The organism is Streptomyces sp. CA-251247 (genome assembly GCF_050952975.1).
Lineage (GTDB): Bacteria > Actinomycetota > Actinomycetes > Streptomycetales > Streptomycetaceae > Streptomyces > Streptomyces achmelvichensis.
This window is the reverse complement of sequence record NZ_CP191861.1, coordinates 1,291,029-1,315,632: the sequence shown is the minus strand read 5'-3', so window position 1 is coordinate 1,315,632 and position 24,604 is coordinate 1,291,029. Positions and strand designations below refer to the sequence as shown.

General features: G+C 72.1%; 18 protein-coding genes. 10 read left to right on the top strand and 8 right to left on the bottom strand.

The genetic code is table 11. The features are described from left to right. Positions 1 to 17 precede the first annotated feature (17 nt). From ACQPWZ_RS05675 to ACQPWZ_RS05660, 4 genes are all read left to right on the top strand, one after another. Positions 18 to 734, top strand: coding sequence for a GntR family transcriptional regulator (locus tag ACQPWZ_RS05675; RefSeq protein WP_327685283.1), 717 nt, complete (start codon positions 18 to 20; stop codon positions 732 to 734). A 118-nt stretch (positions 735 to 852) separates the two neighbouring features. Continuing rightward, positions 853 to 2,379 carry a hypothetical protein gene (locus ACQPWZ_RS05670; RefSeq protein ID WP_405568371.1) on the top strand — a complete coding sequence of 509 codons (1,527 nt, stop codon included), beginning with the start codon at positions 853 to 855 and terminating at the stop codon, positions 2,377 to 2,379. A 193-nt stretch (positions 2,380 to 2,572) separates the two neighbouring features. Continuing rightward, positions 2,573 to 3,472, top strand: coding sequence for a hypothetical protein (locus tag ACQPWZ_RS05665; RefSeq protein WP_433570821.1), 900 nt, complete (start codon positions 2,573 to 2,575; stop codon positions 3,470 to 3,472). A 70-nt stretch (positions 3,473 to 3,542) separates the two neighbouring features. Beyond that, positions 3,543 to 8,510, top strand: a complete 4,968-nt coding sequence (locus tag ACQPWZ_RS05660; protein ID WP_433570820.1) for a hypothetical protein — start codon at positions 3,543 to 3,545, stop codon at positions 8,508 to 8,510. Positions 8,511 to 8,547: 37 nt separating this feature from the next. Here ACQPWZ_RS05660 and ACQPWZ_RS05655 read toward each other — a convergent pair whose 3' ends face one another. Further along, entirely contained in the window at positions 8,548 to 8,988 is a 441-nt protein-coding gene (locus tag ACQPWZ_RS05655) for a hypothetical protein (protein ID WP_340472014.1), read from the bottom strand. 477 nt (positions 8,989 to 9,465) lie between these two features. Here ACQPWZ_RS05655 and ACQPWZ_RS05650 point away from each other — a divergent pair, with 477 nt between their 5' ends. From ACQPWZ_RS05650 to ACQPWZ_RS05635, 4 genes are read left to right on the top strand one after another with little or no spacing between them, the layout of a single operon-like run. After that, a complete protein-coding gene (locus ACQPWZ_RS05650; RefSeq protein WP_433570819.1) occupies positions 9,466 to 12,159 on the top strand; it encodes a nitrate- and nitrite sensing domain-containing protein in 2,694 nt (897 codons plus the stop codon). Beyond that, positions 12,156 to 12,608, top strand: a complete 453-nt coding sequence (locus tag ACQPWZ_RS05645) for a roadblock/LC7 domain-containing protein (protein WP_313947555.1) — start codon at positions 12,156 to 12,158, stop codon at positions 12,606 to 12,608. The genes ACQPWZ_RS05650 and ACQPWZ_RS05645 overlap by 4 nt, the downstream gene beginning before the upstream one ends. Before the next feature lie 10 nt (positions 12,609 to 12,618). Then, positions 12,619 to 13,023: a DUF742 domain-containing protein gene (locus ACQPWZ_RS05640; protein ID WP_313947556.1), complete on the top strand. Its 405-nt coding sequence runs from the start codon at positions 12,619 to 12,621 to the stop codon at positions 13,021 to 13,023. Next, the gene (locus tag ACQPWZ_RS05635; protein ID WP_356704528.1) at positions 13,004 to 13,609 is read left to right on the top strand and encodes a GTP-binding protein; all 606 of its coding nucleotides are present in this window, start codon (positions 13,004 to 13,006) and stop codon (positions 13,607 to 13,609) included. The genes ACQPWZ_RS05640 and ACQPWZ_RS05635 overlap by 20 nt, the downstream gene beginning before the upstream one ends. Before the next feature lie 124 nt (positions 13,610 to 13,733). On the opposite strand, the gene glpK is transcribed toward ACQPWZ_RS05635, so the two are convergent. From glpK to ACQPWZ_RS05605, 6 genes are all read right to left on the bottom strand, one after another. Continuing rightward, positions 13,734 to 15,248, bottom strand: a complete 1,515-nt coding sequence (glpK, locus tag ACQPWZ_RS05630; RefSeq protein WP_356704527.1) for a glycerol kinase GlpK — start codon at positions 15,246 to 15,248, stop codon at positions 13,734 to 13,736. Positions 15,249 to 15,278: 30 nt separating this feature from the next. Then, complete coding sequence (locus ACQPWZ_RS05625) at positions 15,279 to 16,040, bottom strand: MIP/aquaporin family protein (protein WP_433570818.1); 762 nt, start codon at positions 16,038 to 16,040, stop codon at positions 15,279 to 15,281. 263 nt (positions 16,041 to 16,303) lie between these two features. Further along, a complete protein-coding gene (locus ACQPWZ_RS05620) occupies positions 16,304 to 17,494 on the bottom strand; it encodes a lipid-transfer protein (RefSeq protein WP_433570817.1) in 1,191 nt (396 codons plus the stop codon). Then, positions 17,491 to 17,928 (bottom strand): Zn-ribbon domain-containing OB-fold protein, encoded by a 438-nt coding sequence (locus ACQPWZ_RS05615; protein ID WP_340477746.1) that lies wholly within the window; start codon positions 17,926 to 17,928, stop codon positions 17,491 to 17,493. Before ACQPWZ_RS05615 ends, ACQPWZ_RS05620 begins: the two co-directional genes overlap by 4 nt. A 66-nt stretch (positions 17,929 to 17,994) precedes the next feature. Further along, positions 17,995 to 18,342, bottom strand: a complete 348-nt coding sequence (locus ACQPWZ_RS05610; RefSeq protein WP_356704525.1) for a DUF962 domain-containing protein — start codon at positions 18,340 to 18,342, stop codon at positions 17,995 to 17,997. Positions 18,343 to 18,499: 157 nt separating this feature from the next. Next, entirely contained in the window at positions 18,500 to 19,309 is an 810-nt protein-coding gene (locus ACQPWZ_RS05605; RefSeq protein ID WP_433570816.1) for a M15 family metallopeptidase, read from the bottom strand. A 29-nt stretch (positions 19,310 to 19,338) separates the two neighbouring features. Here ACQPWZ_RS05605 and ACQPWZ_RS05600 point away from each other — a divergent pair, with 29 nt between their 5' ends. Continuing rightward, positions 19,339 to 19,872, top strand: a complete 534-nt coding sequence (locus ACQPWZ_RS05600; RefSeq protein WP_433570815.1) for an NUDIX domain-containing protein — start codon at positions 19,339 to 19,341, stop codon at positions 19,870 to 19,872. A gap of 124 nt (positions 19,873 to 19,996) precedes the next feature. On the opposite strand, the gene ACQPWZ_RS05595 is transcribed toward ACQPWZ_RS05600, so the two are convergent. After that, positions 19,997 to 22,357: a glycoside hydrolase family 31 protein gene (locus ACQPWZ_RS05595; RefSeq protein WP_433570814.1), complete on the bottom strand. Its 2,361-nt coding sequence runs from the start codon at positions 22,355 to 22,357 to the stop codon at positions 19,997 to 19,999. A 216-nt stretch (positions 22,358 to 22,573) separates the two neighbouring features. On the opposite strand from ACQPWZ_RS05595, the gene ACQPWZ_RS05590 reads away from it, so the two are divergent. Next, positions 22,574 to 24,544 carry an acetoacetate--CoA ligase gene (locus tag ACQPWZ_RS05590; protein ID WP_433570813.1) on the top strand — a complete coding sequence of 657 codons (1,971 nt, stop codon included), beginning with the start codon at positions 22,574 to 22,576 and terminating at the stop codon, positions 24,542 to 24,544. Positions 24,545 to 24,604 lie beyond the last annotated feature (60 nt).

Sequence of the window (24,604 nt, the reverse complement as noted above, 5' to 3'; positions counted from 1 at the left end):
ACGGAGAGAGGGGTGTTGTGGGGACGACGGAGCCCGAGGTCGGCGGACTGGCGGACGACCGGCCGCTGTTGGGCCGCACCAGCACGGCCGAACGGGTCGCGGACATCCTGCGGACCCGGATCGCGGAGGGCTATTTCCCACCGGGGGAGCGGCTCTCGGAGGACAGCATCGGCAAGGCGCTCGGCGTATCGCGCAACACCCTGCGCGAGGCGTTCCGGCTGCTCACCCACGAACGGCTGCTCGTCCACGAGCTCAACCGCGGCGTCTTCGTGCGGATGCTCGCCGTCCAGGACGTCATGGACATCTACCGCACCCGCCTCCTCGTCGAGTGCGCCGTCGTGCACGGCCTCGGCGAGCCGCCGTACGCCGTCGAACGGCTCGAAGCCGCGGTCTCCGGCGGTGAACGGTCCGAGCGCGAAAGGGACTGGAAGGGCGTTTCCACCGCAAACATCCATTTCCACCGCGAACTGGTCGCTCTTGCCGGCAGTGCCCGCACCGACGAACTGATGCGCAGCGTGCTCGCCGAACTGCGGCTCGCCTTCCATGTGGTGGACGACCCCCGACGGCTGCATCAGCCCTACCTCGTCCGCAACCGCGCCATTCTCGACGCGCTCCAGGCCGGTGACCGCACCGCCGCCGAACGGCTGCTCACCGACTATCTCGAGGACTCCCGCACCCAGATGGTGGAGACCTATGCCGACCTCGTCGCGGACGAGGACGGCGAGGGAGCGTAGTCACGCCGGGCACAGGGCCGGGCGTCGCGGACCCGGCCCCCCGGACCGCGGCCCCGGTGCCGCGGTCGCTTCTGCGTCGTTTCGACCGTTGTCGGTGCGAGGACCTAATCTGTGCAGCGTGACTTCGCCTGCCTCGACGGAATTCGTTCCGCCCCAGCTCAGCGCGGCGCCGCGGCCCGCGCAGGGCCCGGCCGCCGACGAAGGGCTCGCGCGGCGGCTCCGTGCGCTCGCGTGCACCGCGCCGCTGCACGACCTGGACGCCCGCAAGGCGAATCTCGCGGGGGAGTACACGGTCTACGCGATGGCGGAGGTGGCGCTGTCCGCCATCGACCTCGTCACGCTCAACATGGACTTCGACACCGGCGCCGACCACGACCAGATCGTCGCCAGGCTGCTGCCGCGCATCGGCGCCCAGGCACCGCAGCGACCCGTCGCCGAGCATGAGCGCGTCGCGCGCTGGGTGCTGGAGAACCTGATCAACGTGGGCAGTGTGGACCGCGGTTTCCGCGCGGTCTACGGCACCTTCGGCACCGACGGCATCTACACCCGCCGCGACTACGACTTCAAACTCATCGAGGAAGTCCCGGGCCACGGCGGCAGCGTCTACCTCCGCACCACCGACGAAGCGGTCAACGTCCTGGTCGGCGCGCTCGACACCGACGTCACCAGCGCGCAGATCGCGGCGGAGGTCAAGCTCGAAGTCCTCATCAGCCGGGGCAGGCTCGCCGACGCCCAGCTCGCCGCCGAACAGGCGCGGTACCGCACCGTGCAGTACGCCGAGACCCTCCGCAGAACGCTGGACGCCACCCGCCGCAACGTCCGCGCGGTCGACTGGCTGAACGCCGTGCCCGACATGATCGCCGAAGCGCTGGACCACGTCGCCGACCGGTACCGCCACGAGAACGCGATCCTCACCAACATCCGCAAGGCACGCGACGAGGCCGAGGACCCGGAGCACAAGCGCCGCGCGGCCGAACTCGTCGACATCGTCAAGGACTGCATCCGCCGCCACACCCAGTTGCAGTCCCGACTCCTGGAGGCCGGGCCCCTGTTCCGTGCCGAACAGGACCGGCAGGCGTTCGCCCGTCCCACCGCGCGCACCGGACTCGATCTCTACGGACAGCTCGTCACCCCGGTGCTGCCGCTGCCGCTGCGGTCGGCGATCCGGGTCACGGACGCGTTCTTCGCCCGCGGCACCGGACTGCGCACCCCGTCCTCCGTACGGGTCGGCGACCTCGTCGAGATGCTGCTGACGCCGCCCCTGGAACGCGAGCACCTCGGCGCGGAGATGCCCGAGCCCGATCTGATCGCCACCCCGGACGACAGCCGCTTCAGCGAGGAACAGCTGGCGAGTGCGATGGAGCTGCTCGACCTGGAGCACGACGCGCCGCGCCGGCTGTCCGGCCTGCTCGCCGAGGCGCGCCGCCGCGATCCCGAACTGCCCTACCTGGTCGCGCTGCTGGCCATACACGCGGCGAGCCCCCCGGTCGGCACCGCCTACCGCCAGGGCGAGGAGCGGCTGTTGTTCGCGGTCGACGACGGCACCGAGCTGGACGACCCCGAGTTCGGCGGTGCGGACCTGATAGTGGGGACGGCACTGCTGGACGCGGCGGGTATGACGGCGGACCGCACGGAGGCGGCATGAGGACCCTCGCTCAGCCCTCTCCGGCCGCGTCCGGGGCGGCGCGAGGTCCCGTTCCGGCCGCGCCCGGGGCGGCGCGAGGTCCGGCTCTCCATGGAGGGGAGACCCCACCTGCGGGCCGGCGCCCCGGATCCGCTGCGGTATCCGCATCCGCATCCCGGCCCGCGACCACCACCACGATTGCGCAGGAGCACCAGTGACCGACAACCAGGCCGAGCAGCACGCATGGCGGGAGGCGGACGTCCACGAGACACCCGTCCCGGCCGCGCAGGCCACGGTCACCCCCGCCGACGCCGCCGACGCGGCACGTCTGGTCTCCTTCGGACTCCAGCCCAAGCTGCTGCCCGCGCGCGACGCCGAGTACGCCGAACTGCTGCGCCGCTACCGCGAGGAGGCCGCGTTCGCCCGCCTCGCCGACGCCGTCGCCACGGGCCTCGGTCTTGTCGTCCTCGAAGTCTCCCCGCGCGCCGGCATGGCGGTCACGGCCGGCGAGGACTCGGTGTTCGCCGTCCGCATGGGCGACTACGCCCGCCGCGCCACCGCCGACTCGGCGGACCGCTTCCTGCACGGTCTGGCCCATCTCGCCGTCGCCGCCATGGCGTTCCCGCGCCCCGAGGACCTCGCCGACGACGGATACATCGGCCGGATCACCGTCAACGGCGTCGACGCCTTCGTACGGCAGGCGTGCAGCCGTCTCGAGGAGCGCGCCGACGCCGAGGGCGAGAACACCGACCCGGCCACCGACGAGCCGGGTCTCGAGGCCGCCTGGCGCGTCTACGCCCGCCGCAGCGCCACCGGCGCCACCAAGGACGCACGACGACTCGCCGGATCCACCACCGGCATCATCGGCAAGGCCGTCGCCTTCCTCACCGACTCCGGCTTCCTCCAGCGCACGGGCGACGACGCCGGCGGCGCCTATCGCACCACCGCCCGGTACCAGTTGCAGGTCCGCGACCTGGCGGGCAGCGCGGCCATGGCCGAACTGCTCGAACTGGGCGTCGTCCCGGTCAGCGACGGCACCGCCACCCTCGTACCACCGCCCGACGCGGACGGGCTGGAGCTGGCCGCCGACGCCGGACTCCCCTTCCACACCTGACCCGTCGGCCCTCCACCACGGCCCCCGCCACCCGCCCCGCCCATCCGCCTGCCGACCACGAGAGTCCGCCATGTACGAGCTGTCCCGCGTTCGCCTCTACTCCATCGGGCCCGCCGGTGCGCGCTACGCCGACACCGTGCTGGATCTGCGCGGGGTCGGCGCGCCGGTGCCCCACCCCGCGCCGACGCAGGCCGAGTTCTTCGAGGAGGAGCCGGCCGGTCCGCCCCGCCGTCCGGCCCCCGCCGGCGTGCTCTTCCTGGAGAACGGCGGCGGCAAGTCCGTCCTGCTGAAGCTGATCTTCTCCGTGATGCTGCCCGGTCACCGCAACACGCTCGGCGGCGCGAGCTCAGGAGTCCTGCGCAAGTTCCTGCTCGCCGACGACTGCGGGCACGTCGCGCTGGAGTGGCAGCACACCCTCACGGGCGAGCTGATCGTGGTCGGCAAGGTGAGCGAGTGGCGGGGACGCCAGGTCTCCAACGACCCGAGGAAGTTCGCCGAGGCCTGGTACTCCTTCCGGCCCGGCCCGGGTCTCAGCCTCGACTCCCTGCCCGTCGCCGAGTCCTCGGTGGTACGCCCCCCGGTCGAAGGTGTCTCCGGCGCACAGGGCCGCCGTCGCACCATGAAGGGCTTCCGGGACGCGATCACGGAGGCGGCGAAGGTGTACCCGCACCTGGACGTCTACTGGGAGGAGATCCACGACCGCTGGAACGAGCACCTCGGCGAGGTGGGCCTCGATCCCGAACTGTTCCGCTACCAGCGGGAGATGAACGCGGACGAGGGCGAGGCCGCGGGCCTCTTCGCGGTCAAGAAGGACTCCGACTTCACGGACCTGCTGCTGCGGGCCGTCACCGACACCCGCGACACGGACGGCCTCGCCGACCTCGTCAGCAGCTTCGGCAACAAACTCGGCCGCCGGGCCGAGCTGACCGCCGAGCGCGACTTCACCGCCGGATCGGCCGACCTGCTCGGCCGGATCGTTGAGGCCGCCGAGGCGCGTACGCGAGCCCGCGAGATCCACACCGGAGCCGAGCGTCGCACGCGTACGCTCGCCCGCCGGCTCTCCGCACGGGCCGAGCTGGAGCGCGGCCGCACGGCGGAGCTGACCGAGCAGGTCACCGCCGCCGCGCACACGGTCACTGATGCTGAGCAGGCCCGCAGTCGCAGCTCCCTGATCGCGGCCGAACTGGCCTACCGGCACGCATCCTTGGCGCTGACCGTCGCCGAGAAGGGCGCGGCAGCCCAGCGGCGCGAGCTGATGGACGCCCGCACGCTGCACTCCGCATGGCAGGCGGCGGAGGCGGTGCTGCGCCACCGCGCCGCCTCCGACCGCTCGGCCCGTGTCGCCGTCGCCATCCGCGAGGCCGAACGCGACGCCGCCCCCGCGCTCGCCGCCCGCGCCAAGGCCGCCGCCGACCTCGTGCGGGCGCTGCACTCCGCGGCCGAAGCCGGCGAGCGGGTCGCCAACGAGGAGGAGGAGCGGTCGGCCGCCCTCCAGGAGACCGGCGAGGCCGCCCACCGCGACGCGACAGCGGCCGCGACCGAGGCGCAGCGCGCACGCAGCGAGATCGGCCACCTGAGGCAGCGGCTGAGCGAGGTCGAGCAGGAAACGGCCGAGGCGGTACGCGCGGGCTGGCTCGACGACACGGCCCCGGACGCCGACCCGGCGCGCGCCGCACTGGCGGCGAGCGACGCGGAGAAGACGGCGGTCGCGGGATGGGACACGGCCCGCGAGGCGGGACGCGCCACGGCGGACCGCGCACGGGAGGCGGCCGCGGCGGAGTCCCGCGCCGAACTGGCGGCGGCCCGGGCGTCGGACGCGGCCGAGGCCGCGGAGAACGCCTACGAGGCGGAGCGCCGCGCGGCGGACGCCATCGCGGAGGACGACCGCCTCGCGGAACTCCTCAGTCTGCCCCCGACGGCACAGGCCCCGGCCTCGGCCGCGACCGTGCCGTCGCCCCGCCGTGGCACGGCCGGCGCGGACGCCGGTCGCGGGGGAGCGCTTGCGCCGACCGAGCCGTACGGAGCGGGTTCGGGTCCCGATGAGGACGGCCCGGTCGACAACGCGGGTACGTCAGCACGCAGCGCAGGTGACGACACCGCGGGGGCGGACACCGCGTCGGAACCGGGCAGCGCCGAGGCGTCCTCGCAGGGTCCCGCCGGTCCCGTCACACGGACCGCCCGGCCCGCCGAAGGTCCCCTCACCACCGAGGAGTTGGACCGGTACGCCGACGAACTCCACGAACTGCTCGACCAGTACGTCGCCTCCGCCGAGCGCCAGCTCTTCGACCTGCGGACCGTCGCGGCCGACGACACCCGGATCCTCGGGGCGCTCGGCGACGGAGGCCTGCTGCCGCCCGGCCCCGACGTCCTCGCCACCGTCGAGTACCTGGGAGAGCACGGCGTTCCGGCTCTGCCCGGCTGGCGCTACCTCGCGCAGGCCGTCGACCCCGCCGACCACGCCGCCGTCCTCGCCGCGCGGCCCGAGCTCGTCGACGGAGTGGTGATCACCGATCCCGCTTCGCACGCCCGCGCCCGTGAGGTCCTCACCGGGGCCGCGCTGCTGCCCCGTTCCGCGGTCGCCGTCGGCACGGCCGCCGCGCTGCTCGCACCGGTGCCCGGACCCGGCACCGGCCAGGACGACGGCAGCGGTGTCTTCCTCGTACCGCCGAACCCCGCGATGCACGACGAGCACGCGGCCGACGAGGAGCGGCAGGCGCTGCGCGCACGGGCCGCCGCCCGGGACGAGGAGATCCGGGCGCTCGCCGCCCGGCTCGCAGCGGACCGGTCCCTCGCCGCCCGCATCGGATCGTGGCGCGCGGACTGCCCGCCGGGCATGCTCGCCGAGCTGGCGCAGGCCGCACACGCGGCCCGCGAGACCGCGGAAGAGGCGCAGGCCGAACTGTCGGAGGCGCGGACCGTCCGCGCCGAGGCGGACGAGGCGGCGGCCGATGCCGCGCGCGTCCGTGACGAACGCCAGGACACCGCCCAGCGCGCCCGCCGGGTCGCCGACGCCCTCGCCGGCCTCGCGTTCCGGCTGCGGGAGCGGGCCGGCTGGCAGGTGAAACTGCGCGAACTGGCCGACGAGGCCGCCGAGTCCGAGGCCAGGGCCGCCACCTGTCTGGAGCGCGCGAAGGCCGCGGACGAGGACCGCAGGGCCGCCCAGCGGGCCGGTGACGACGCCCGCCGTACGGCCCGCGCTCTGCGGGCCGAACGCGCCGAGATCGCGGGAGCACCCGAGAATCTGCCGGAGCCGGACGAGGACGCCGCGCGTGCCGCGCTCCCCGCCCTGCGCGAGGCCTACCGCGCCGCCTCCCAGCTGTACGAGAAGGTCGGCGTCGGCGCCGACCTGCGCGCCGAGCAGGCCCGGGCCGAGAGCGACGAGAGCGCCGCCCTCGCCGAGCTCGACCGGCTCACCAACAAGGTCCGCACCCGCGCCGCCCAGCTCCTGGAGGGCACGGACGGCGCCGACGGACCGTCCCGCCAGGCCGCGGCCGCCCGCGCCGAGTCGCTGGTGCAGATGCTGGAGTCACGGGCGACGGAGGCCAGCGAGAAACTGGGCCGGCTGCGCGGTGAGGCGGAACGACTGGCACCGGCCGACGGCGACGCCCACACCGAGCTCCCCGACGAGCTGGTCCCGGCCGACGCCGAACAGGCACAGACCCTGCTGCGTACCGCGACCGCCGAACTCGCCTCGCGTACGGACGCGTTGGAGACGGCCCGAGACGTGCATGCGAGCCTGCTCCAGGCCCACCGGGCGTCCGAGGACGCCAGGGGAGGCTTCGAGGAGGCCGCGGCCCTGCTGCGCGACCTGTTGCGTGAGCAGCACGACGAGGAGGGCGAGGAGACCCCCGAGCCGTACCCGGGCAGCCTGGCGGAGGCCCGCCAGTCCGCCGCCGAGACACGCCGCTCCCTGCGTTCCTGCGCCGCCGATCTGTCCGCCGCCGAGACCTCCGTCCGGGAGGCGAGCGACGTCCTCGTCCGGCACGCCAACTCCACGCGCTACGAGCAGGTGCGCACCCCCGCACGGCAGCAGATCCGGGAGCTGCCGGCCTCCGCGCTGCCGGAGCACGCGGCGAAGTGGGCGGAGGCGTTCGCGCCGCGCCTGCGGGTACTGACCGACGAGCTGGAGCAGTTGGAGCGCAACCGCGACACCATCGTCGACCGGCTGCGGGGCCTGGTGGAGTCGGCGCTGACGACGCTGCGCTCGGCCCAGCGGCTCTCCCGGCTGCCGGAGGGACTCGGCGAGTGGTCCGGCCAGGAGTTCCTGCGGATCCGCTTCGAGGAGCCGGACCAGGCGACGCTGGCCGAGCGGCTCGGAGAGGTCATCGACGAGGCGACCCGCGCGGCCGTGCGCAAGAACTCCTCGGCGGCCTACGGCGAGGGGCGCAGGGACGGTATGTCGCTGCTGCTGCGCGGAGTGCAGGCGGCGCTGGAGCCCAAGGGCATCGCCGTGGAGATCCTCAAGCCGGACGCCGTGCTGCGCGCCGAGCGGGTCCCGGTGGGTCAGATGGGGGATGTGTTCTCGGGCGGCCAGTTGCTCACGGCCGCCATCGCGCTCTACTGCACGATGGCCGCGCTGCGCAGCAACGACCGCGGCCGCGACCGGCACCGCCATGCGGGCACCCTGTTCCTCGACAACCCGATCGGCCGGGCGAACGCCACCTATCTGCTGGAGCTCCAGCGGGCGGTGTCCGATGCGCTCGGCGTTCAACTGCTGTATACGACCGGCCTGTTCGACACCACGGCACTCGCGGAGTTCCCGCTCGTCATCCGGCTGCGCAACGACGCCGATCTGCGGGCGGGGCTGAAGTACATCAGCGTCGAGGAGCACCTGCGGCCCGGTCTGCCCCAGCACGACCCGTCCGGCGAGACGGTCCACGGTGAGATCACCGCGACGAGGATGTACAAGCGCGCCGCGGTGGAGCAGGAACCCGAGACCACTGTCCCGCCCGGGAACCCCGCCTCGGCCGGGAACCCCGCCTCACCCGAGCACTCCGCCGCGAACCCTGCGCCCGCCGCGGCGGAGGCCGCCCGCTGACGGCGGCGGTCCCGACACCGCGCAGGGGCCCGGCTGTTCAGGCCTGGGACAGCCGGCCCCGGCTCTGCCGCCGTATACGCGCACTCTCGCGGGCGGACGCCTTGGCCGCCCGCCGCACCCGACGGCGCTCCCGTCGCAGTTGCCGCGCGCTGCTGCTCGGTGCGGAGATCACACCATGGCGTTGGTTCCACACCTGACGGGTCACCCAGACGTCCAGCACCGCCCAGGTCGCCACCACGGTGCTGGCGACAGAGCTGAGCACCATCGGAAATGCCAGCCATGAACCGGCAAGGGTGCAGAGGAAGGCGATCATCGCCTGAATCAATGTCAGGGACGTTATGAGTACCGCGCGGACCGCCGCTGTGCGAACCGGATCCGCCATACGCCGTCTTGCCACCGGCTCCTCGACCCAGAGTTGCGGCGAATCCTGCGCATGGCCCGTCGCTCGTACCGCTCCGCGACGCTCGTCCGTGTCCATGGAACTGTCACTCCCCACTTCTGTCCGGCTTCAGGGTGGCTGCCCGGATTCCGTTGCTTTACTCCGGCGCCGCGTCGTACACGGACGCAGCCGCACGTCGCGCGCGCCGACGGAGATGAACAACCGGTGCCGGCCGCGAACGGCCGGGCGCTGAACCGAATCCGCCGTCCGCCGATGCGGACGCGCCCCCGCGGGCCCCCGTACAGAAGGACGATTGACCAGGCGCGATGATTCCCGCAGAACGAAGAATTCCAGCCATCTCCCACGGTCCGAAACATGACGTGCCGCCAGGTGGGGCGGGACACGCGGGGAATGTCATCTCCTTGAATACCAGGACAACCCGTGATCAACGCATCGTGGGCAGGCTGAAAATCGTCCGGACGCACCTTCGAGTTGTCTGTGTGACAGTAGTAGGCTCGCGCCGTTTGTTGACGGATAACACCGCCTGCCGTGGGCGGGGTTGAGCAGGGGGAGGCCATGCGCTTTCGCGGGAAGTCCATCCGCCGGAAGATCGTGGCGTTGTTGATGGTGCCGCTCGTCTCCCTGACGGCTCTCTGGGGCTTCGCCACCGTACTGACCGGCCGGGAGGCGGACCAGCTTCTCGATGTCGGCTCGGTGGTCGAACAGGTCGGTCACCCGGTCGAGGACGCACTCGAGGTCATCCAGAAGGAACGCCGTCAGACGCTCGTCTATCTGGCGGACCGCCGTGCTTCCGACGCGCTGCCCGCACTCCGCGAGAGGCGCGCGGCCACCGACGCCGCCGTGGCCAAGATCAAGCAGAACGCGGAGAAGAAGGAAGTCCGCGAGGACATGCGGCCCGACGGCCGCACCAGGCTCTCTTCGCTGCTGGAAGGGCTCGACGGCCTCGCGGCCCTGCGCCGCTCCGTGGAGGCGGGCACCGTCTCGCGCGCCCAGGCCCTGGAGTTCTACAACCGCATCGTCGACCCCGGCTTCCGCTTCCTGACCACCCTGCACGCCCTCAACGACGTCGGCATGGAACGCCAGGGCCGCGCCCTGGTCGGCCTCGTCCGCGCGATGGAGATGCTGTCCCGTGAGGACGCTCTCATCGCCTCCGCCCTGACGACGGGCAAGGTCAGCGCCGACGAGATCCGCAAGCTCTCCGTCTTCGTGGCCAACCGCGAGCTCTACTACGACATCAACCTCGAGGTCCTGCCCGCGCAGGAACGCGGGATCTACGAGCAGTACTGGCGAAGCCCCGAGACCGCGGCCCTGCGCGACGCCGAGGAACGCCTCATCGCCGGCGGACCGCAGAAGAAGGCGACCGCCGCCGAGGCCGCCGACTGGCAGTCGGCCGCCACCCCCGTACTCGACGAACTCGCGCGTGAGGCCAATGCCGCCGGCGCGCGCTACCAGGACCGCGTCGACCCGGCCGCGTACAGCGTCTTCGTCCGCGCGGGCATCGCCGGCGTCCTGGGCTTCCTCGCCCTGCTGGTCTCGGTGATCGTCTCCGTGCGCATCGGCCGCGACCTCGTCCGTGACCTGTCCCGGCTGCGCAAGGAGGCCCATGAGGTCTCCGGCGTCCGTCTGCCGAGCGTCATGCGCAGGCTGGCGGCCGGCGAACACGTCGACGTCGAGACCGAGGCCCCGCGCCTCGAATACGACAAGGACGAGATCGGCCAGGCCGGCCAGGCGCTCAACACCCTCCAGCGCGCGGCCGTCGAGGCCGCCGTGCGCCAGGCGGACATGCGGCGCGGCGTCTCGGAGGTGTTCGTCAACCTCGCCCGTCGCAACCAGGTGCTCCTGCACCGCCAGCTCACGCTCCTCGACACCATGGAGCGCCGCACCGAGGACACCGAGGAACTCGCGGACCTGTTCCGCCTGGACCACCTCACGACCCGTATGCGCCGGCACGCCGAGGGTCTGGTGATCCTCTCCGGCGCCGCGCCCTCCCGGCAGTGGCGCAAGCCGATCCAGCTCATGGACGTCGTCCGCGCGGCGGTCGCCGAGGTCGAGGACTACGAGCGCATCGAGGTGCGCCGACTGCCCCGCATCGGCGTCGGCGGTCCCGCGGTCGCCGACCTCACCCACCTCATCGCCGAACTCCTGGAGAACGCCACGGTGTTCTCGCCGCCGCACACCGGCGTTCAGGTGCACGGCGAGCGCGTCGCCAACGGCTTCACCCTCGAAATCCACGACCGCGGACTCGGCATGGCGCCCGAGGTACTCCTCGACGCCAACCTCCGGCTCGCCGAGACCCCCGAGTTCGAGCTCTCCGACACCGACCGCCTCGGCCTGTTCGTCGTCAGCCGGCTCGCCCAGCGCCAGAACGTGCGGGTCTCCCTCCAGCCGTCGCCGTACGGCGGGACGACCGCCATCGTCTTCATCCCGGCGGCGCTGCTCACGGACGCCCCCGAGACGCAGGGCACCGGCTTCCGGCTCGACCGCAAGAGCGAGAGCGCGGCGGGCCGGCGCGGCAGCGACGGCAAACTGTCGGCGCTCTCCGGACCGGGCCGGGCGAACGGCTCGGCGCTGCTCGACGGACCCGTCGAACTGGAGGGCCCCGTCGACCCGTTGGGCTTCGAAGGCCGCCCCGCGGAACGGGACTCCGGTGCCTTCGCCGACCTCGGTGACTCCGAGAGCGAGCGCGGCGGCATCTTCCGGGCGAGGTCCCGCGACCGCCGGCGCCCGGTCCCCGAGGAACAGCACCAACAGGCGCTGGAGCCGGCGCCGGAACGGACGGTGGGACCCGTGTCGCTTCCCCGCCGCAAACCGCCGACGCTGGTCACCGACCACGGGCGCCGGGTCGACGAACCGGGCCGCTCGCACCCCGCCCCGGCCCCCGAGCCTTCGCGCAACGAGCCCATGCCCCCGCCCGCCCACGAGCTCCGGCCGGCATCCCCCGGACCGTGGTCGTCGCCCGCGCCTCAGGATGGGCCACCGGCCCCCGGGCTGATCGACGGCCTGCCGCGCCGGGTCCGCCAGGCGAGCCTCGCCCCGCAGCTCAGGGAGGGGTCGGGGCAGAGCCCGGCACCGGACGTGCGTGATGATGTCGAACGGGACGCGGAACAAGTACGCAACCGCATGGCTTCCATGCAACGAGGCTGGCAACGCGGCCGCCTCCAGAACGCAGACGAGGCCGACGAAGCCGGGCAGACCACCGGTACCGGCCGGCCGGCACCACGAAACACATCGGAGGGGGACGGTCGATGACCGCACCGCACACCGCAGCAGACGCCGTGGGCGGCCGCCCGGTCGCCAAGGGATCCGGCGAGCTCAACTGGCTTCTCGACGAGCTGGTGGACCGCGTCGGCAGCATCCGCAAGGCACTTGTGCTCTCCAGCGACGGTCTGGCGACCGGCACCTCGGGGGAGCTGACCCGGGAGGACAGCGAGCATCTGGCCGCCGTCGCCTCCGGATTCCACAGCCTCGCCAAGGGAGTCGGCCGCCACTTCGACGCCGGCAAGGTCCGCCAGACCGTGGTGGAGCTGGACGAGGCCTTCCTCTTCGTCACCGCCGCCGGTGACGGCAGCTGTCTGGCCGTCCTCGCCGACGCCGACTCCGATGTCGGCCTCGTGGCGTACGAGATGACCCTGATGGTCAAGCGGGTCGGAGTGCACCTCGCCACCGCGCCACGGTCCGGTCCGGCCGCCGGAGGGTGAGTGTCCCGGCATGAGTGACTCGACTCATAACGCCCAGCACCCTCACCACTACTTCGACGCCGAAGCGGGCCCCGTGGTCCGCCCGTACGCCATGACACGGGGCCGCACCAGCAGTGCGACCCGCCACCGGCTCGACCTGATCGCCCTGGTCGTTCCCGAGCCGGCGGCGGACCACCCCGGCCAGGACCAGTCCCTGTCCCCGGAACATGTCGAGATCGTCGAGCGCTGCGGCGACATGCCGCAGTCGATCGCCGAGCTCGCCGCCACCCTGGATCTCCCCGTCGGGGTGGTCCGGGTGCTGGTCGGCGACCTCGTCGAGGACGCTCTCGTGCATGTGACCCGTCCCGTTCCGCCGGCCGAACTGCCGGACGTGAGTATTCTCCGCGAGGTGATCAATGGTCTTCGGGCGCTCTAGCCGCCGGCAGCCTCCCGTCGAGCCGGTGACACTCAAAATCCTCGTCGCCGGCGGGTTCGGCGTCGGCAAGACGACTCTGGTGGGTGCGGTCAGTGAGATCAGACCGCTGCGCACCGAGGAGACGCTGAGCGAGGCGGGCCGGCCCGTGGACGACACCGCGGGCGTCGAGTCCAAGACGACCACCACGGTCGCCATGGACTTCGGCCGCATCACGCTCCGCGAGGACCTGGTGCTGTACCTCTTCGGTACGCCGGGCCAGGACCGCTTCTGGTTCCTGTGGGACGAGCTGGCCCAGGGTGCTCTCGGCGCCGTCGTGCTCGCCGACACCCGCAGGCTGGAGGACTCCTTCGCGGCCATCGACTACTTCGAACGCCGTGGCATCCCCTTCACGGTGGGCGTCAACTGCTTCGAGGGCGCGGGCCGTTTCCCCGGCGAGACCGTACGGGCCGCACTCGACCTCGACCCCGAGGTGCCCCTGATGATGTGCGACGCCCGCGACCGCGAGTCGGTCAAGATGGTGCTCGTGGCGGTGGTGGAACACGCACTGGCCCGCGCCGACCGGCAGCGCGAGCACGCCACGACCTGACCTGCGCAGCGGCAGGAGCACGCCCGGTAGCGAGAAGCACGGCCCGTACCCCCACCGACTGGGGTACGGGCCGTGGGCTTGTGCGCGGCCGCGGAGCGACCCGCGGCAGCCGGGGCCGGGGGCCTCAGGACCGGCCGCCGTCGTCCTCCCAGCCGAAACTCCGCTCCACCGCCTTGCGCCAGTTCGCGTACTCGCGTTCACGAACCGGGGCCTCCATCCGCGGCGACCACTCCACATCGCGCTGCCAGTGGGTCTTCAGCTCGTCGAGGTCCGCCCAGACGCCGGTGGCGAGACCGGCCGCGTAGGCGGCGCCCAGGCACGTCGTCTCGGACACCTTCGGCCGGATCACCGGCACGCCCAGGACGTCGGCCTGATGCTGCATCAGCAGATTGTTCGCCGTCATGCCGCCGTCCACCTTCAGGGTCGTGATCTGCACCCCGGAGTCCTGGTACATCGCGTCCACGACCTCACGCGTCTGCCAACTGGTCGCCTCCAGCACCGCGCGCGCCAGATGTGCCTTGGTGACATACCTCGTCAGACCGGTGATCACACCACGGGCGTCGGAGCGCCAGTACGGGGCGAAGAGGCCGGAGAAGGCGGGCACGATGTAGGCCCCGCCGTTGTCGTCCACACTCGCCGCCAGCGTCTCGATCTCGTCGGCGCTGCGGATGATGCCCAGTTGGTCGCGGAACCACTGCACCAGCGCGCCCGTGATCGCGATCGAGCCCTCCAGGCAGTACACCGGGTTCTCGTCACCGATCTTGTAGCCCAGGGTGGTGATGAGCCCGCTCTTGGACGGCACGGGACGGTTGCCGGTGTTCAGCAGCAGGAAGCTGCCGGTGCCGTAGGTGTTCTTGGCCGTTCCCGTGTCGTAGCAGGCCTGGCCGAAGATCGCGGCCTGCTGGTCGCCGAGAGCTGAGGCGACCGGCACCCCGGCCAGCTGGCCGACGGCGGTCCCGTAGACCTCCGAGGACGACCGGATCTCCGGAAGGACGGACTCGGGCACGTTCATGGCCGCGAGGATCGAGCTGTCCCACTGGAGGGTCTGCAGGTTCATCAGCATGGTGCGGGACGCGTTGGTCACGTCCGTGGCGTGGACGCCGCCCTCCGTGCCGCCGGTGAGGTTCCAGATCAGCCAGGAGTCGATGGTGCCGAAGGCGATCTCGCCGCGCTCGGCTCGGCTGCGCAGCCCGGGTACGTTGTCCAGCAGCCAGGCCGCCTTGGGACCGGAGAAGTAGCTGGCGAGCGGCAGCCCGGTCGCGTCCCGGAAGCGGTCCTGACCGTCCGTGGCGCCCAGTTCGTGGCACAGGGCGGACGTGCGGGTGTCCTGCCACACGATCGCGTTGTGGACCGGCTTGCCGGTCGCGCGGTCCCACAGGACCGTCGTCTCGCGCTGATTGGTGATGCCGAGAGCGCTGAGCTGGTCGGCCCGCAGCCCGGCCTTGGCGATCGCACCCGCGACCACCGCCTGCACCTTGGACCAGATCTCGGTCGCGTCGTGCTCCACCCAGCCCGGCTTGGGGAAGATCTGACGGTGCTCGCGCTGGTCGACGGCGACGATGGCACCGTCCTGGTTGAAGATGATGCAGCGGCTGGACGTGGTGCCCTGGTCGATTGCGGCGACGAACTTGTCCGTCATGACGTCCCCTTGTCGATGCGGCCCGGAGGCCTAGAAGGCTGCGTTGAAGATGAGGCCGGCCAACAGCCCGCCGATCACCGGCCCGACCACCGGCACCCAGGCGTAACCCCAGTCGGATGAGCCCTTGTTGGGGATCGGCAGGACGGCGTGGGTCAGCCGAGGTCCCAGGTCGCGCGCGGGGTTGATGGCGTAGCCGGTCGGCCCGCCGAGCGAGAGACCGATGCCGACGACCAGCAGGGACACCAGCAGGATCGAGATGCCGGATCCGTAGATGCCAGCGTCCTGCCCGGGGATCTGGCCGATGCCGATGCCGTCGTTCTTGCCGAAGGCGAGGATCGGCAGCACCAGCGCGGTGGTCGCGATGACCTCGGTCATGGTGTTGGCGACCGGGCTGCGGACCTCGGGGCCGGTCGAGAAGATCCCGAGCGTCGGCTGAGCCTTGTCCTCCTCGGCGTTGGCCCGGAACTGCGCGAAGTAGACGAGGTAGGCCAGTACGGCTCCGAGGACCGCGCCGACCATCTGCGCCAGGATGTAGAGCGGAACCTTGCCCCACTCCCCGGTGTCGACGGCCACGCCGAGCGTCACCGCGGGGTTGAGGTGGCCGCCCGACAGGGGAGCGGCGGTGTACGCACCCGCCAGCACTCCGAAACCCCAGCCGAAGGCGATGACGATCCAGCCGGCGGCCTTGGCCTTGGAGTGGTGGAGGGTGACGGCGGCGCAGACTCCCGCGCCGAACAGGATGAGTATCGCGGTGCCGATGACCTCACCGAGGAAAATGTCCCCATTGCTCATGGCGGCTCCTAGGCCCTCGCCCGGGGCCCGGCCCCGGTCCTCCGTGCAGGGTGCGTGCCATGGACTTCCATGGCTGGGGGAGCCGGAGGCAGGGAGATCTCGCCCCCGCCCGGCGTCCGTGACGAGCGTGGTGAGCGTGCCGAATTGCGGCGATGCCGACGAACAGGCAGTGTTCACCGACCGTGTAGGGGCGTCAAGGTGGTGGACAGCAAGGGCGGCTCCCGGGGCGGAAATTGACGCCTCTCCGGGATACGTACAGCGCCTCAGCGGACGGCGACGACCGCCGACCCGTGCCCGAACAGCCCCTGGTTCGCGGTGATTCCGGTACGCGCTCCGGGCACCTGGCGCTGCCCGGCCGTGCCCCGCAACTGCCAGGTCAGCTCACAGATCTGGGCGATGGCCTGGGCGGGCACCGCCTCGCCGAAGGACGCGAGCCCGCCGCTGACGTTGACCGGGACGCGTCCGCCGAGCGCCGTCGCCCCCTCCCGTACGAGTTTGGCGCCCTCGCCGGCGCCGCACAGCCCGATGTCCTCGTACCACTCCAGCTCCAAGGCCGTGGAGAGGTCGTACACCTCCGCCAGCGACAGGTCCTCCGGCCCGATGCCCGCCTCTTCGTACGCCGCCGCGGCGATGGACGCCCGGAACGAGTGCGGCGACGGCTCCACCGCCACGGCCGAGTCGGTCGCGATGTCGGGCAGATCGAGCACGGTCCTCGGGTAGGCGGGGGTGACCGTGGAGACCGCGCGGATACGAACGGGGTCGGCCGCCCCGTGCCGGCGCGCGAAGTCCATGCTCGACAGGACCAGCGCGGCCGCACCGTCCGACGTCGCGCAGATGTCGAGCAGCCGGAGCGGGTCGGCGACCACGGGGGAGGCGGCCACTTCCTCGGCCGAAACGGGCTTGCGGTAGCGGGCGTTGGGGTTGAGGGCTCCCGCCGAGGCGTTCTTGACCTTGACCAGGGCGAAGTCCTCGGGGGTGTCGCCGAGTACGGCCATGCGCCGCCGGGCGTAGAGCCCGAAGTAGGCGGGATTGGTCGCACCGAGCACCCGGAAGCGGAGCCAGTCCGGGTCGTCGGGGCGATCGCCGCCGGCGGGTGCGAAGAAGCCCTTGGGGGCCGAGTCCGCGCCGACCACCAGCACGACGTCGGCCATCCCCGCGAGGATCTGCGTACGAGCCGCGTCGACGGCCTGCGCTCCCGAGGCGCAGGCGGCGTACACACTGGTCACACGGGCCCCCTGCCAGCCCAGGGCCTGCGCGAACGTCGCCCCCGCCACATAGCCGGGATAACCGCAGCGCACGCTGTTCGCGCCGACCACCGACCGGATCTGCGGCCAGGCGATTTCGGCGTCGGCAAGGGCGGCCCTCGCGGCCACCGTCCCGTACTGCACGAAGCTGTGTCCCCACTTGCCCCAGGGATGCATGCCCGCCCCGAGAACCGCCACATCGCCGGTCATGACGACACCGCCACGGGCCGCCAGTGCCAGGTCGTCAGAACGGTGTCCGTCCCCGCGCCCTCGTCGAGCACACCGGGCACGACCTCGACCTCCATGCCGACCGCGAGGTCCGCGACGGAGACCTCTGGCACGGCCTGTCCGAGGACGACCATGCGCTCGGCGGCGAGTTCGACGGCGACGAGGGTGTAGGGCTCCCACTCCGTCCCGGGATCGGAGACGTAGGGCGCGGGCGGCCGGTAGCGGCCGTCGGTGTACGACCACACCCGCCCCCGCTTGGAGAGCGGCACCTCTGCCAACTCCCCGCCCGAGCAGGCGGGATTGCGGCAGAAGGCGTCCTCGCGGGGGAAGAAGACCGACGAGCATGCCGTGCACCGGGTGCCGAGCAGCCGGAAGTCCTCCTCACCGCTGTCGTGCGTGAACCATCCGGCGACCACGGGCGTGCGCGTCAAGGGTCCTCCCCGGCACGACAATCTGACGGAACGTCAGAAGTGTGCCACGACCTAGCGGTTCTCGGCGAGCCACTTGGCGGCGATCTCGGCCAGCTCCGCGTCCCGGCCCGCCAGCATCATCCTGATCATCTGGACGTCACCGCGCAGCGACCAGGCGGGATGCCCGAAGGTGGCCGGGTTGTTCTTCTCGATGAAGAAGTGCGCCGGCCAGGCCGTGCCGTAGCCGATCAGCGGGAGCGCCGCCGCATATCGCTTCCGCCCGCGGGCCAGCCCGTAGACGGTCACCGCCAGCCCCGTCAGCGTCCCGGTCAGATGCACCCACCGGGTCGCCGCCCTGGAGTGCATGGCGACGTAGTAGGGCCAGAATTCCTCGTACGAGTCAAAGGTCTGCTCTGCCATGTCCGCACCGTAATCCCTGGGAGGAGAACCGGAAACGGCTCCCGTGCGTCGGATAGCAGTGAACGGACCGGCCGGAGCCTACGGGGGTGGTCCCGGCCGGTCCGTTCGCACGCCGCCCGCGCCCGGACGGGTCAGCGCCCGGACGGCTCGGCTCGGCTCAGTGACCGGCGACCGACCTCCGGGCGACGGGGAAGTCGAAATACGTGGCCGGGAAGAGTTCGGGCTTGTAGGTGAAGTGCCACCACTCCTCGGCCAGGTTCACAAAGCCGAGACCGCTCAACGTCGACTTCAGCAGGTGCCGGTTCGCGCGCTGCTCGCCCTGAATGCGCGGGTCCTCGGTGTGCGACAGCGTGTCGAAGCAGTCGTACCCGGTCCCCATGTCCACGGAATTGTCCGGGAACCGCTCGGACGCCGGGGCATGACAGGGGACAAGGGGCTCGCCCGGCACATACGGCCTGGTGGGGCGCGCCGGCAGCTTCACGACGGTGAGATCGACCGTACTCCCGCGACTGTGCCCTGACTTCTCCGCGATATAGCCGTCCTCGAACAGCCTCGACTTGTCGACGTGGGGATAGAACTCCTTTTTCATCGCCTCGTCGTCCAGATCCTTCGCCCACTCCACGAAGTGGTCGACAGCCCGCTGGGGCCGATAACAGTCGTACACCTTCAGCGAATAGCCCCGGCGCAGGAGTTGCCGCTGCGCCTGGCGCAGGGCCTTGGCGGCCGGCCGCGTGAGAATGCACAACGGCTGCCGGTATCCGTCGATCCGCTCGCCCACGAAGTTGTGCGCGGTGGTGTAGCGCATCTCCTGAATGATCGTCGGGTCCACCGACCGCAGGGCCACGAACTCCTTCGGAGCCGTGGGCTCCGGGTCGGCCTGTGCGGAGGGAGCGGTGGCAGCGGCGAGGGAGACGAGGGCGGCACCGGTCGCGAGCAGGGTGCGGAGAGCGGAAGCACGTCGTGTCATGGGCACACCGTCTATCAGTTCCGGCCCTCATGGGAAAGGTGATCGGATACAGTCCGCGCGTGCCCAAGGACTCCTACTGCGGCAACTGCGGTGCGCCGTACGGCCCCGCCACCGGCTGGCCCCGCACCTGCCCCGCGTGCGGCGACATCGCCTACCGCAATCCGCTCCCCGTGGCTGTCGCCCTGCTCCCGGTCCGGGACGCGGACGGCACGGGACTCGTCGTCATCACCCGGACCGTCGAACCCCGGCGCGGCGGCATCGCGCTGCCCGGCGGATTCATCGACTTCGGCGAGGACTGGCAACAGGCCCTCGTCCGCGAACTGAAGGAGGAGACGGGCATCGAAGCGGCCCGCGACGAGGTACGCCTGGCCGACGCCATGAGCGCGCCCGGGGGCCATCTGCTGCTGTTCGGCCTGCTGCCGGAGCGGGCGGCGGCGGATCTCCCGCCGTCGGAGGCGACCGACGAGACCGAGGGCTGGCATCTGCTGCGCACCAAGGAGGAGCTGACGTTCCCGCTGCACACGACGGCGGCCAAGAACTGGTTCGACGGCGTCTACGGCTGATCATGCGCGCGGGCTGACCCGTTCCGGCTGACCCGTACGACCCGGGCCGACCGATGGGCGCTGCGGCCACGAGGGCCGCGAGCCGGCCTGCGGGGCGCGGCCGGCCGCCCACCCGGCCCGGCCCCTACCCCTTCGCCCCCAGCCCCCTCACCCGTACCCGCCACCGCGGCGGACCCGAGCCCTCCCCGTTGATCTGCTTCACGACCACCCGGCCGTCCACCAGCCGGGTCGTGTAGCGCTCCACCTCCGTGGCCTCGAAGCCGTCGCCGGAGTCCGGGACCACCAGACCACCGCCGCGGCGGCCCACCGCGGGGGCCCACACCTCCAGCTCCGTACTGCCGTCCCCACCCCGTACCGGAATCACCGAGCCGCCCCGCGCCAGGACGGGGACGCGTGACAGCGGCGCCTCGACCAGCACCTGCCCGGGGCCGTCGTACGCCCGGCCGGTCGCCGTGTCGTACCAGCGGCCGCGCGGCAACCGCACCGCACGGCGGTCGGCCCCCCGCTCCAGCACCGGAGCGACGAGCAGCGCGTCGCCGAGCAGGAACGTGTCCTCGCAGTCGCGCAGCGTCCTGTCCTCGGGGGAGTCCCACCACAGGGGTCGCACATACGGCGCCCCCGTCAGCCGCGCCAGCTGCGCGAGCGTGACGAAGTAGGGATGCAGGCGCTCGCGTTCCTCCAGCGCCGCCTTCGCGTGGGCGAGGACGGCGGGTCCGAACTCCCACGGCTCCCTGCGTCCGGCGTCGATCGCCGCATGCGTACGGAACAGCGGCAGATACGCGCCCAGCTGGAACCAGCGCAGATACAGCTCGGGCGAGGGAGCGCCGTCGAACCCGCCGATGTCCGGCCCCGAGTACGGCACTCCGCACAGCCCGAGTCCCAGCACCAGCGAGAGCGAGGCCCGTAGCCCCGGCCACCCCGTGGAGACATCGCCGGACCAGGTCCCGCCGTACCTCTGCATCCCCGCCCAGCCGGAGCGCGAGAAGAGGAACGGCCGCTCCGCCGGGCGCAGCTGCCGCAGCCCCTCGTATCCGGCGCGGGCCATGGTGAGCCCGTACAGATTGTGGGCCTCCCGGTGGTCGCCGCCCTGCCCGTCGAGCGCGTGCCGGGCCGACCGCGGCAGGGTCATGTCGCCGAACGGGGTGAAGGAGACCGGTTCGTTCATGTCGTGCCACACCCCCGAGAAGCCCTGTGCCAGACGCTCCTCGTACTGCTCGCCCCACCAGCGCCGGGCCCGCGGATCAGTGAAGTCGGGATAGACGCAGTCGCCGGGCCAGACCACACCGTGCACCTCGTCGCCCCGGCGGTCCTTGACGAACACATCCGCCGCCAGCCCGCTGGCGTACAGCGCGTTCCCCGGCTCGGCCTTCACCGCGGGATCGACGATCGAGACGAGCCGCACCCCGTCCTCGCGCAGGTCCTTCGCCAGCCCGGGCAGATCGGGGAACCGCTCGCGGTCGACAGTGAAGACCTGGCGGGCGTCGTAGTGGTCGATGTCGAGATGGATCGCGGACAGGGGCAGATCCCGGTCCCGATAGCCCGCCGCGATCCGCCGCACCTCCCGCTCACTGCCGAAACCCCAGCGGGCGTGCTGCGGCCCGAGCGCCCACGAGGGCGGCACGGCGGGTGCGCCCGTGAGGCGGGCCCAGCAGCTCAGTACGCGGGCGGGGGTACCGACCGCGACCCAGCAGCGCAACGGACCGCCGTCCATCCGCACCTCGCTGGTGCCCGGCCGGTCGTGCCCGGACCCCGCGCCCTCCTCGCCCTCGCGCAGCGTGACGCGGCCGTCCCAGGAGTTGTCGTGGAAAGCCAGATGGGTGCCGGCGTCCGCCACGACCAGCTGCACCGGCATGGTGACGTAGAGCGGATCGTCGCCGGGGCCGAAGGAACCCCCCGGGTCGGTGTTCCACAGACGGTAGGTGCCGTCCCGCAGCCGCGGCCCCGACGCCCGGCCGCCGAGCCCGAAGAAGCGGGCGTCCGCCGCCACTTCCGTCCGCTGCACCCAGCGCGCCGGACCGCCGTGCACCGGCTCCCACCAGCGCGGCGGAAGATCGCGGCGCAGGGCCACACCACCGGGAGTACGGATCTCCACCGCCCCGTTCCGGGACACCTCGACGGTCACGCGCTCCGACACCACCCGCCAGCCGCCGTCCTTGTCGGGCTCCAGCGAGGCTCTCGGATCCGGCTCGGGCGGCGCTCCGTCCAACGCGTACGACGGCTCCGGTTCCGCGCCGTCCCATCCATAGAAGACGGCACCGCCCGCGGTGACGCAGATCCGCAGCTCGGAACGGGCGAACCGGACGATCCCGCCTCCCGGCAGCGGCTCCGCACCGGCCACCGGACCGGGCACCCTGGCACGCTCCGCACCCCTCGCCGGCAGTTCCCGCGCGTCGGTACGCCGCTGCCGCCAGGCCGAGCGCACCGCGCGCAACCCCTGCACCGTTCCGAAGTTCCGCACCGAGCGCACCAGACCACGTCCGTCCATGCAGCTCAGCCTGCCATCCGGCGGGGCGTACGGGAGGTTTGTTCAACTCCCGTTCACCCATGGTGGGACCACATATTCCCCGGCCCGACCATGGGTGGCGAGCCCTGGTGCGAAAGACGATCACATGGCATCGTCCGTGTCAGCCGCGTTACGCGCACACCCCGCACGTGCGCGTGACCACGCAGACACCGCGTAGAGCCAGCCGGGAGCCGCCTCATGACCTCAGCAGCGAACCCTGCCCCCCTGTGGCAGCCGGACGCCGAACGTATCGCCGCCGCGAGGATCACCCGCTTCCAGAGCTGGGCCGCCGAGCACTACGGAGCCCCGGAGCAGGGCGGATACGCGGCGCTGCACCGCTGGTCGGTCGACGAGCTCGAAACGTTCTGGCGCGCGGTCGCCGACTGGTTCGACGTCCGGTTCTCCACCCCCTACGAGCGCGTGCTCGCCGATCCGGCCATGCCCGGCGCCCGGTGGTTCCCCGGCGCCACGCTCAACTACGCGGAACACGCCCTGCGTGCCGCCGAGGAACGCCCCCATGATCCGGCCCTGCTCCATGTGGACGAAACACATGAGCCGACTCCGGTCAGCTGGGCCGAGCTGCGCCGCCAGGTAGGCGCCCTCGCCGCCGAACTGCGCGCACTCGGCGTGCGCCCCGGGGACCGGATCAGCGGCTACCTCCCCAACATCCCGCAGGCCGTCACGGCACTGCTCGCCACCGCCGCCGTCGGCGCCGTGTGGACCTCCTGCGCCCCCGACTTCGGCGCCCGCAGCGTGCTCGACCGCTTCCAGCAGGTCGAGCCCGTCGTCCTGTTCACCGTCGACGGCTACCGCTACGGCGGCAAGGAGCACGACCGCAGGGAGACCGTCGCCGAACTGCGCGCCGAACTGCCCACGCTGCGCGCCGTGGTCCACATCCCCCTCCTCGGCACCGAGGCTCCCGACGGCGCAGTCGACTGGTCCGCCGTCACCTCCGGCGACACCGAGCCCGCGTTCGAGCAGGTCCCCTTCGACCACCCGCTGTGGGTGCTGTACTCCTCCGGCACCACCGGCCTGCCCAAGGCGATCGTCCAGTCCCAGGGCGGCATCCTGCTGGAGCACCTCAAGCAGCTGGGACTGCACTGCGACCTCGGCCCGGAGGACCGGTTCTTCTGGTACACCTCCACCGGCTGGATGATGTGGAACTTCCTCGTCTCCGGCCTGCTCACCGGCACGACGGTGATCCTGTACGACGGCAGCCCCGGCTATCCGGGCACCGGAGCCCAGTGGGGCATCGCCGAACGCACCGAGGCCACCTTCTTCGGAACCTCCGCCGCGTACGTCATGGCCTGCCGCAAGGCCGGCGTCCGCCCGTCCCGCGACCATGATCTGTCCCGCATCGCCTGCGTCGCCACCACCGGATCCCCGCTCCCGCCGGACGGTTTCCGCTGGCTGCACGACGAGGTGGCGGACGACCTCTGGATCGCCTCCGTCAGCGGCGGCACCGACGTCTGCAGCTGCTTCGCGGGCGCCGTCCCCACCCTGCCCGTCCACATCGGTGAGCTCCAGGCCGCCTGTCTCGGCACCGACCTCCAGTCCTGGGACCCGCACGGCAAGCCGGTCATCGGCGAGGTCGGCGAACTGGTCGTCACCAACCCGATGCCGTCGATGCCCATCCGCTTCTGGAACGACCCCGACGGAAGCCGCTACCGCGACAGCTACTTCGAGATGTTCCCCGGCGTCTGGCGGCACGGTGACTGGATCACCATCACCGACCGCGGCTCCGTCGTCATCCACGGTCGCTCCGACTCCACCCTGAACCGTCAGGGAGTACGCATGGGGTCCGCCGACATCTACGAAGCGGTCGAACGCCTCCCGGAGATCCGCGAATCCCTGGTCATCGGCCTGGAGGAGCCCGACGGCGGCTACTGGATGCCGCTGTTCGTCCACCTCGCCGACGGTGCCACGCTCGACGACGACCTGCGCGCCCGCATCACGCGGACGATCCGCGAGCAGCTCTCCCCGCGGCACGTCCCCGACGACATCATCGAGGTGCCCGGCGTCCCGCACACCCTGACCGGCAAGCGCATCGAGGTCCCCGTCAAGCGTCTGCTCCAGGGCACGGCCCTCGCCAAGGCGGTCAACCCCGGCTCGGTCGACAATCTGGAACTGCTGACGTTCTACGAGGAGCTCGCCCGCAGCCGTCCCTGACCGCCGCCGCCTCCCGTCCGGCCTCGGGACCGCCCATGACCCGGCGAACACCGAGGCCGG

Bases quoted from the DNA above. Each gene is read 5' to 3' on its own strand.
- ACQPWZ_RS05660 (WP_433570820.1), top strand. From the start codon at position 3,543: ATGTACGAGCTGTCCCGCGTTCGCCTCTACTCCATCGGGCCCGCCGGT.
- ACQPWZ_RS05655 (WP_340472014.1), bottom strand. From the start codon at position 8,988: ATGGACACGGACGAGCGTCGCGGAGCGGTACGAGCGACGGGCCATGCG.
- ACQPWZ_RS05650 (WP_433570819.1), top strand. From the start codon at position 9,466: ATGCGCTTTCGCGGGAAGTCCATCCGCCGGAAGATCGTGGCGTTGTTG.
- ACQPWZ_RS05645 (WP_313947555.1), top strand. From the start codon at position 12,156: ATGACCGCACCGCACACCGCAGCAGACGCCGTGGGCGGCCGCCCGGTC.
- ACQPWZ_RS05640 (WP_313947556.1), top strand. From the start codon at position 12,619: ATGAGTGACTCGACTCATAACGCCCAGCACCCTCACCACTACTTCGAC.
- ACQPWZ_RS05635 (WP_356704528.1), top strand. From the start codon at position 13,004: ATGGTCTTCGGGCGCTCTAGCCGCCGGCAGCCTCCCGTCGAGCCGGTG.
- glpK (WP_356704527.1), bottom strand. From the start codon at position 15,248: ATGACGGACAAGTTCGTCGCCGCAATCGACCAGGGCACCACGTCCAGC.
- ACQPWZ_RS05625 (WP_433570818.1), bottom strand. From the start codon at position 16,040: ATGAGCAATGGGGACATTTTCCTCGGTGAGGTCATCGGCACCGCGATA.
- ACQPWZ_RS05620 (WP_433570817.1), bottom strand. From the start codon at position 17,494: ATGACCGGCGATGTGGCGGTTCTCGGGGCGGGCATGCATCCCTGGGGC.
- ACQPWZ_RS05610 (WP_356704525.1), bottom strand. From the start codon at position 18,342: ATGGCAGAGCAGACCTTTGACTCGTACGAGGAATTCTGGCCCTACTAC.
- ACQPWZ_RS05605 (WP_433570816.1), bottom strand. From the start codon at position 19,309: ATGACACGACGTGCTTCCGCTCTCCGCACCCTGCTCGCGACCGGTGCC.
- ACQPWZ_RS05600 (WP_433570815.1), top strand. From the start codon at position 19,339: ATGGGAAAGGTGATCGGATACAGTCCGCGCGTGCCCAAGGACTCCTAC.
- ACQPWZ_RS05595 (WP_433570814.1), bottom strand. From the start codon at position 22,357: ATGGACGGACGTGGTCTGGTGCGCTCGGTGCGGAACTTCGGAACGGTG.
- ACQPWZ_RS05590 (WP_433570813.1), top strand. From the start codon at position 22,574: ATGACCTCAGCAGCGAACCCTGCCCCCCTGTGGCAGCCGGACGCCGAA.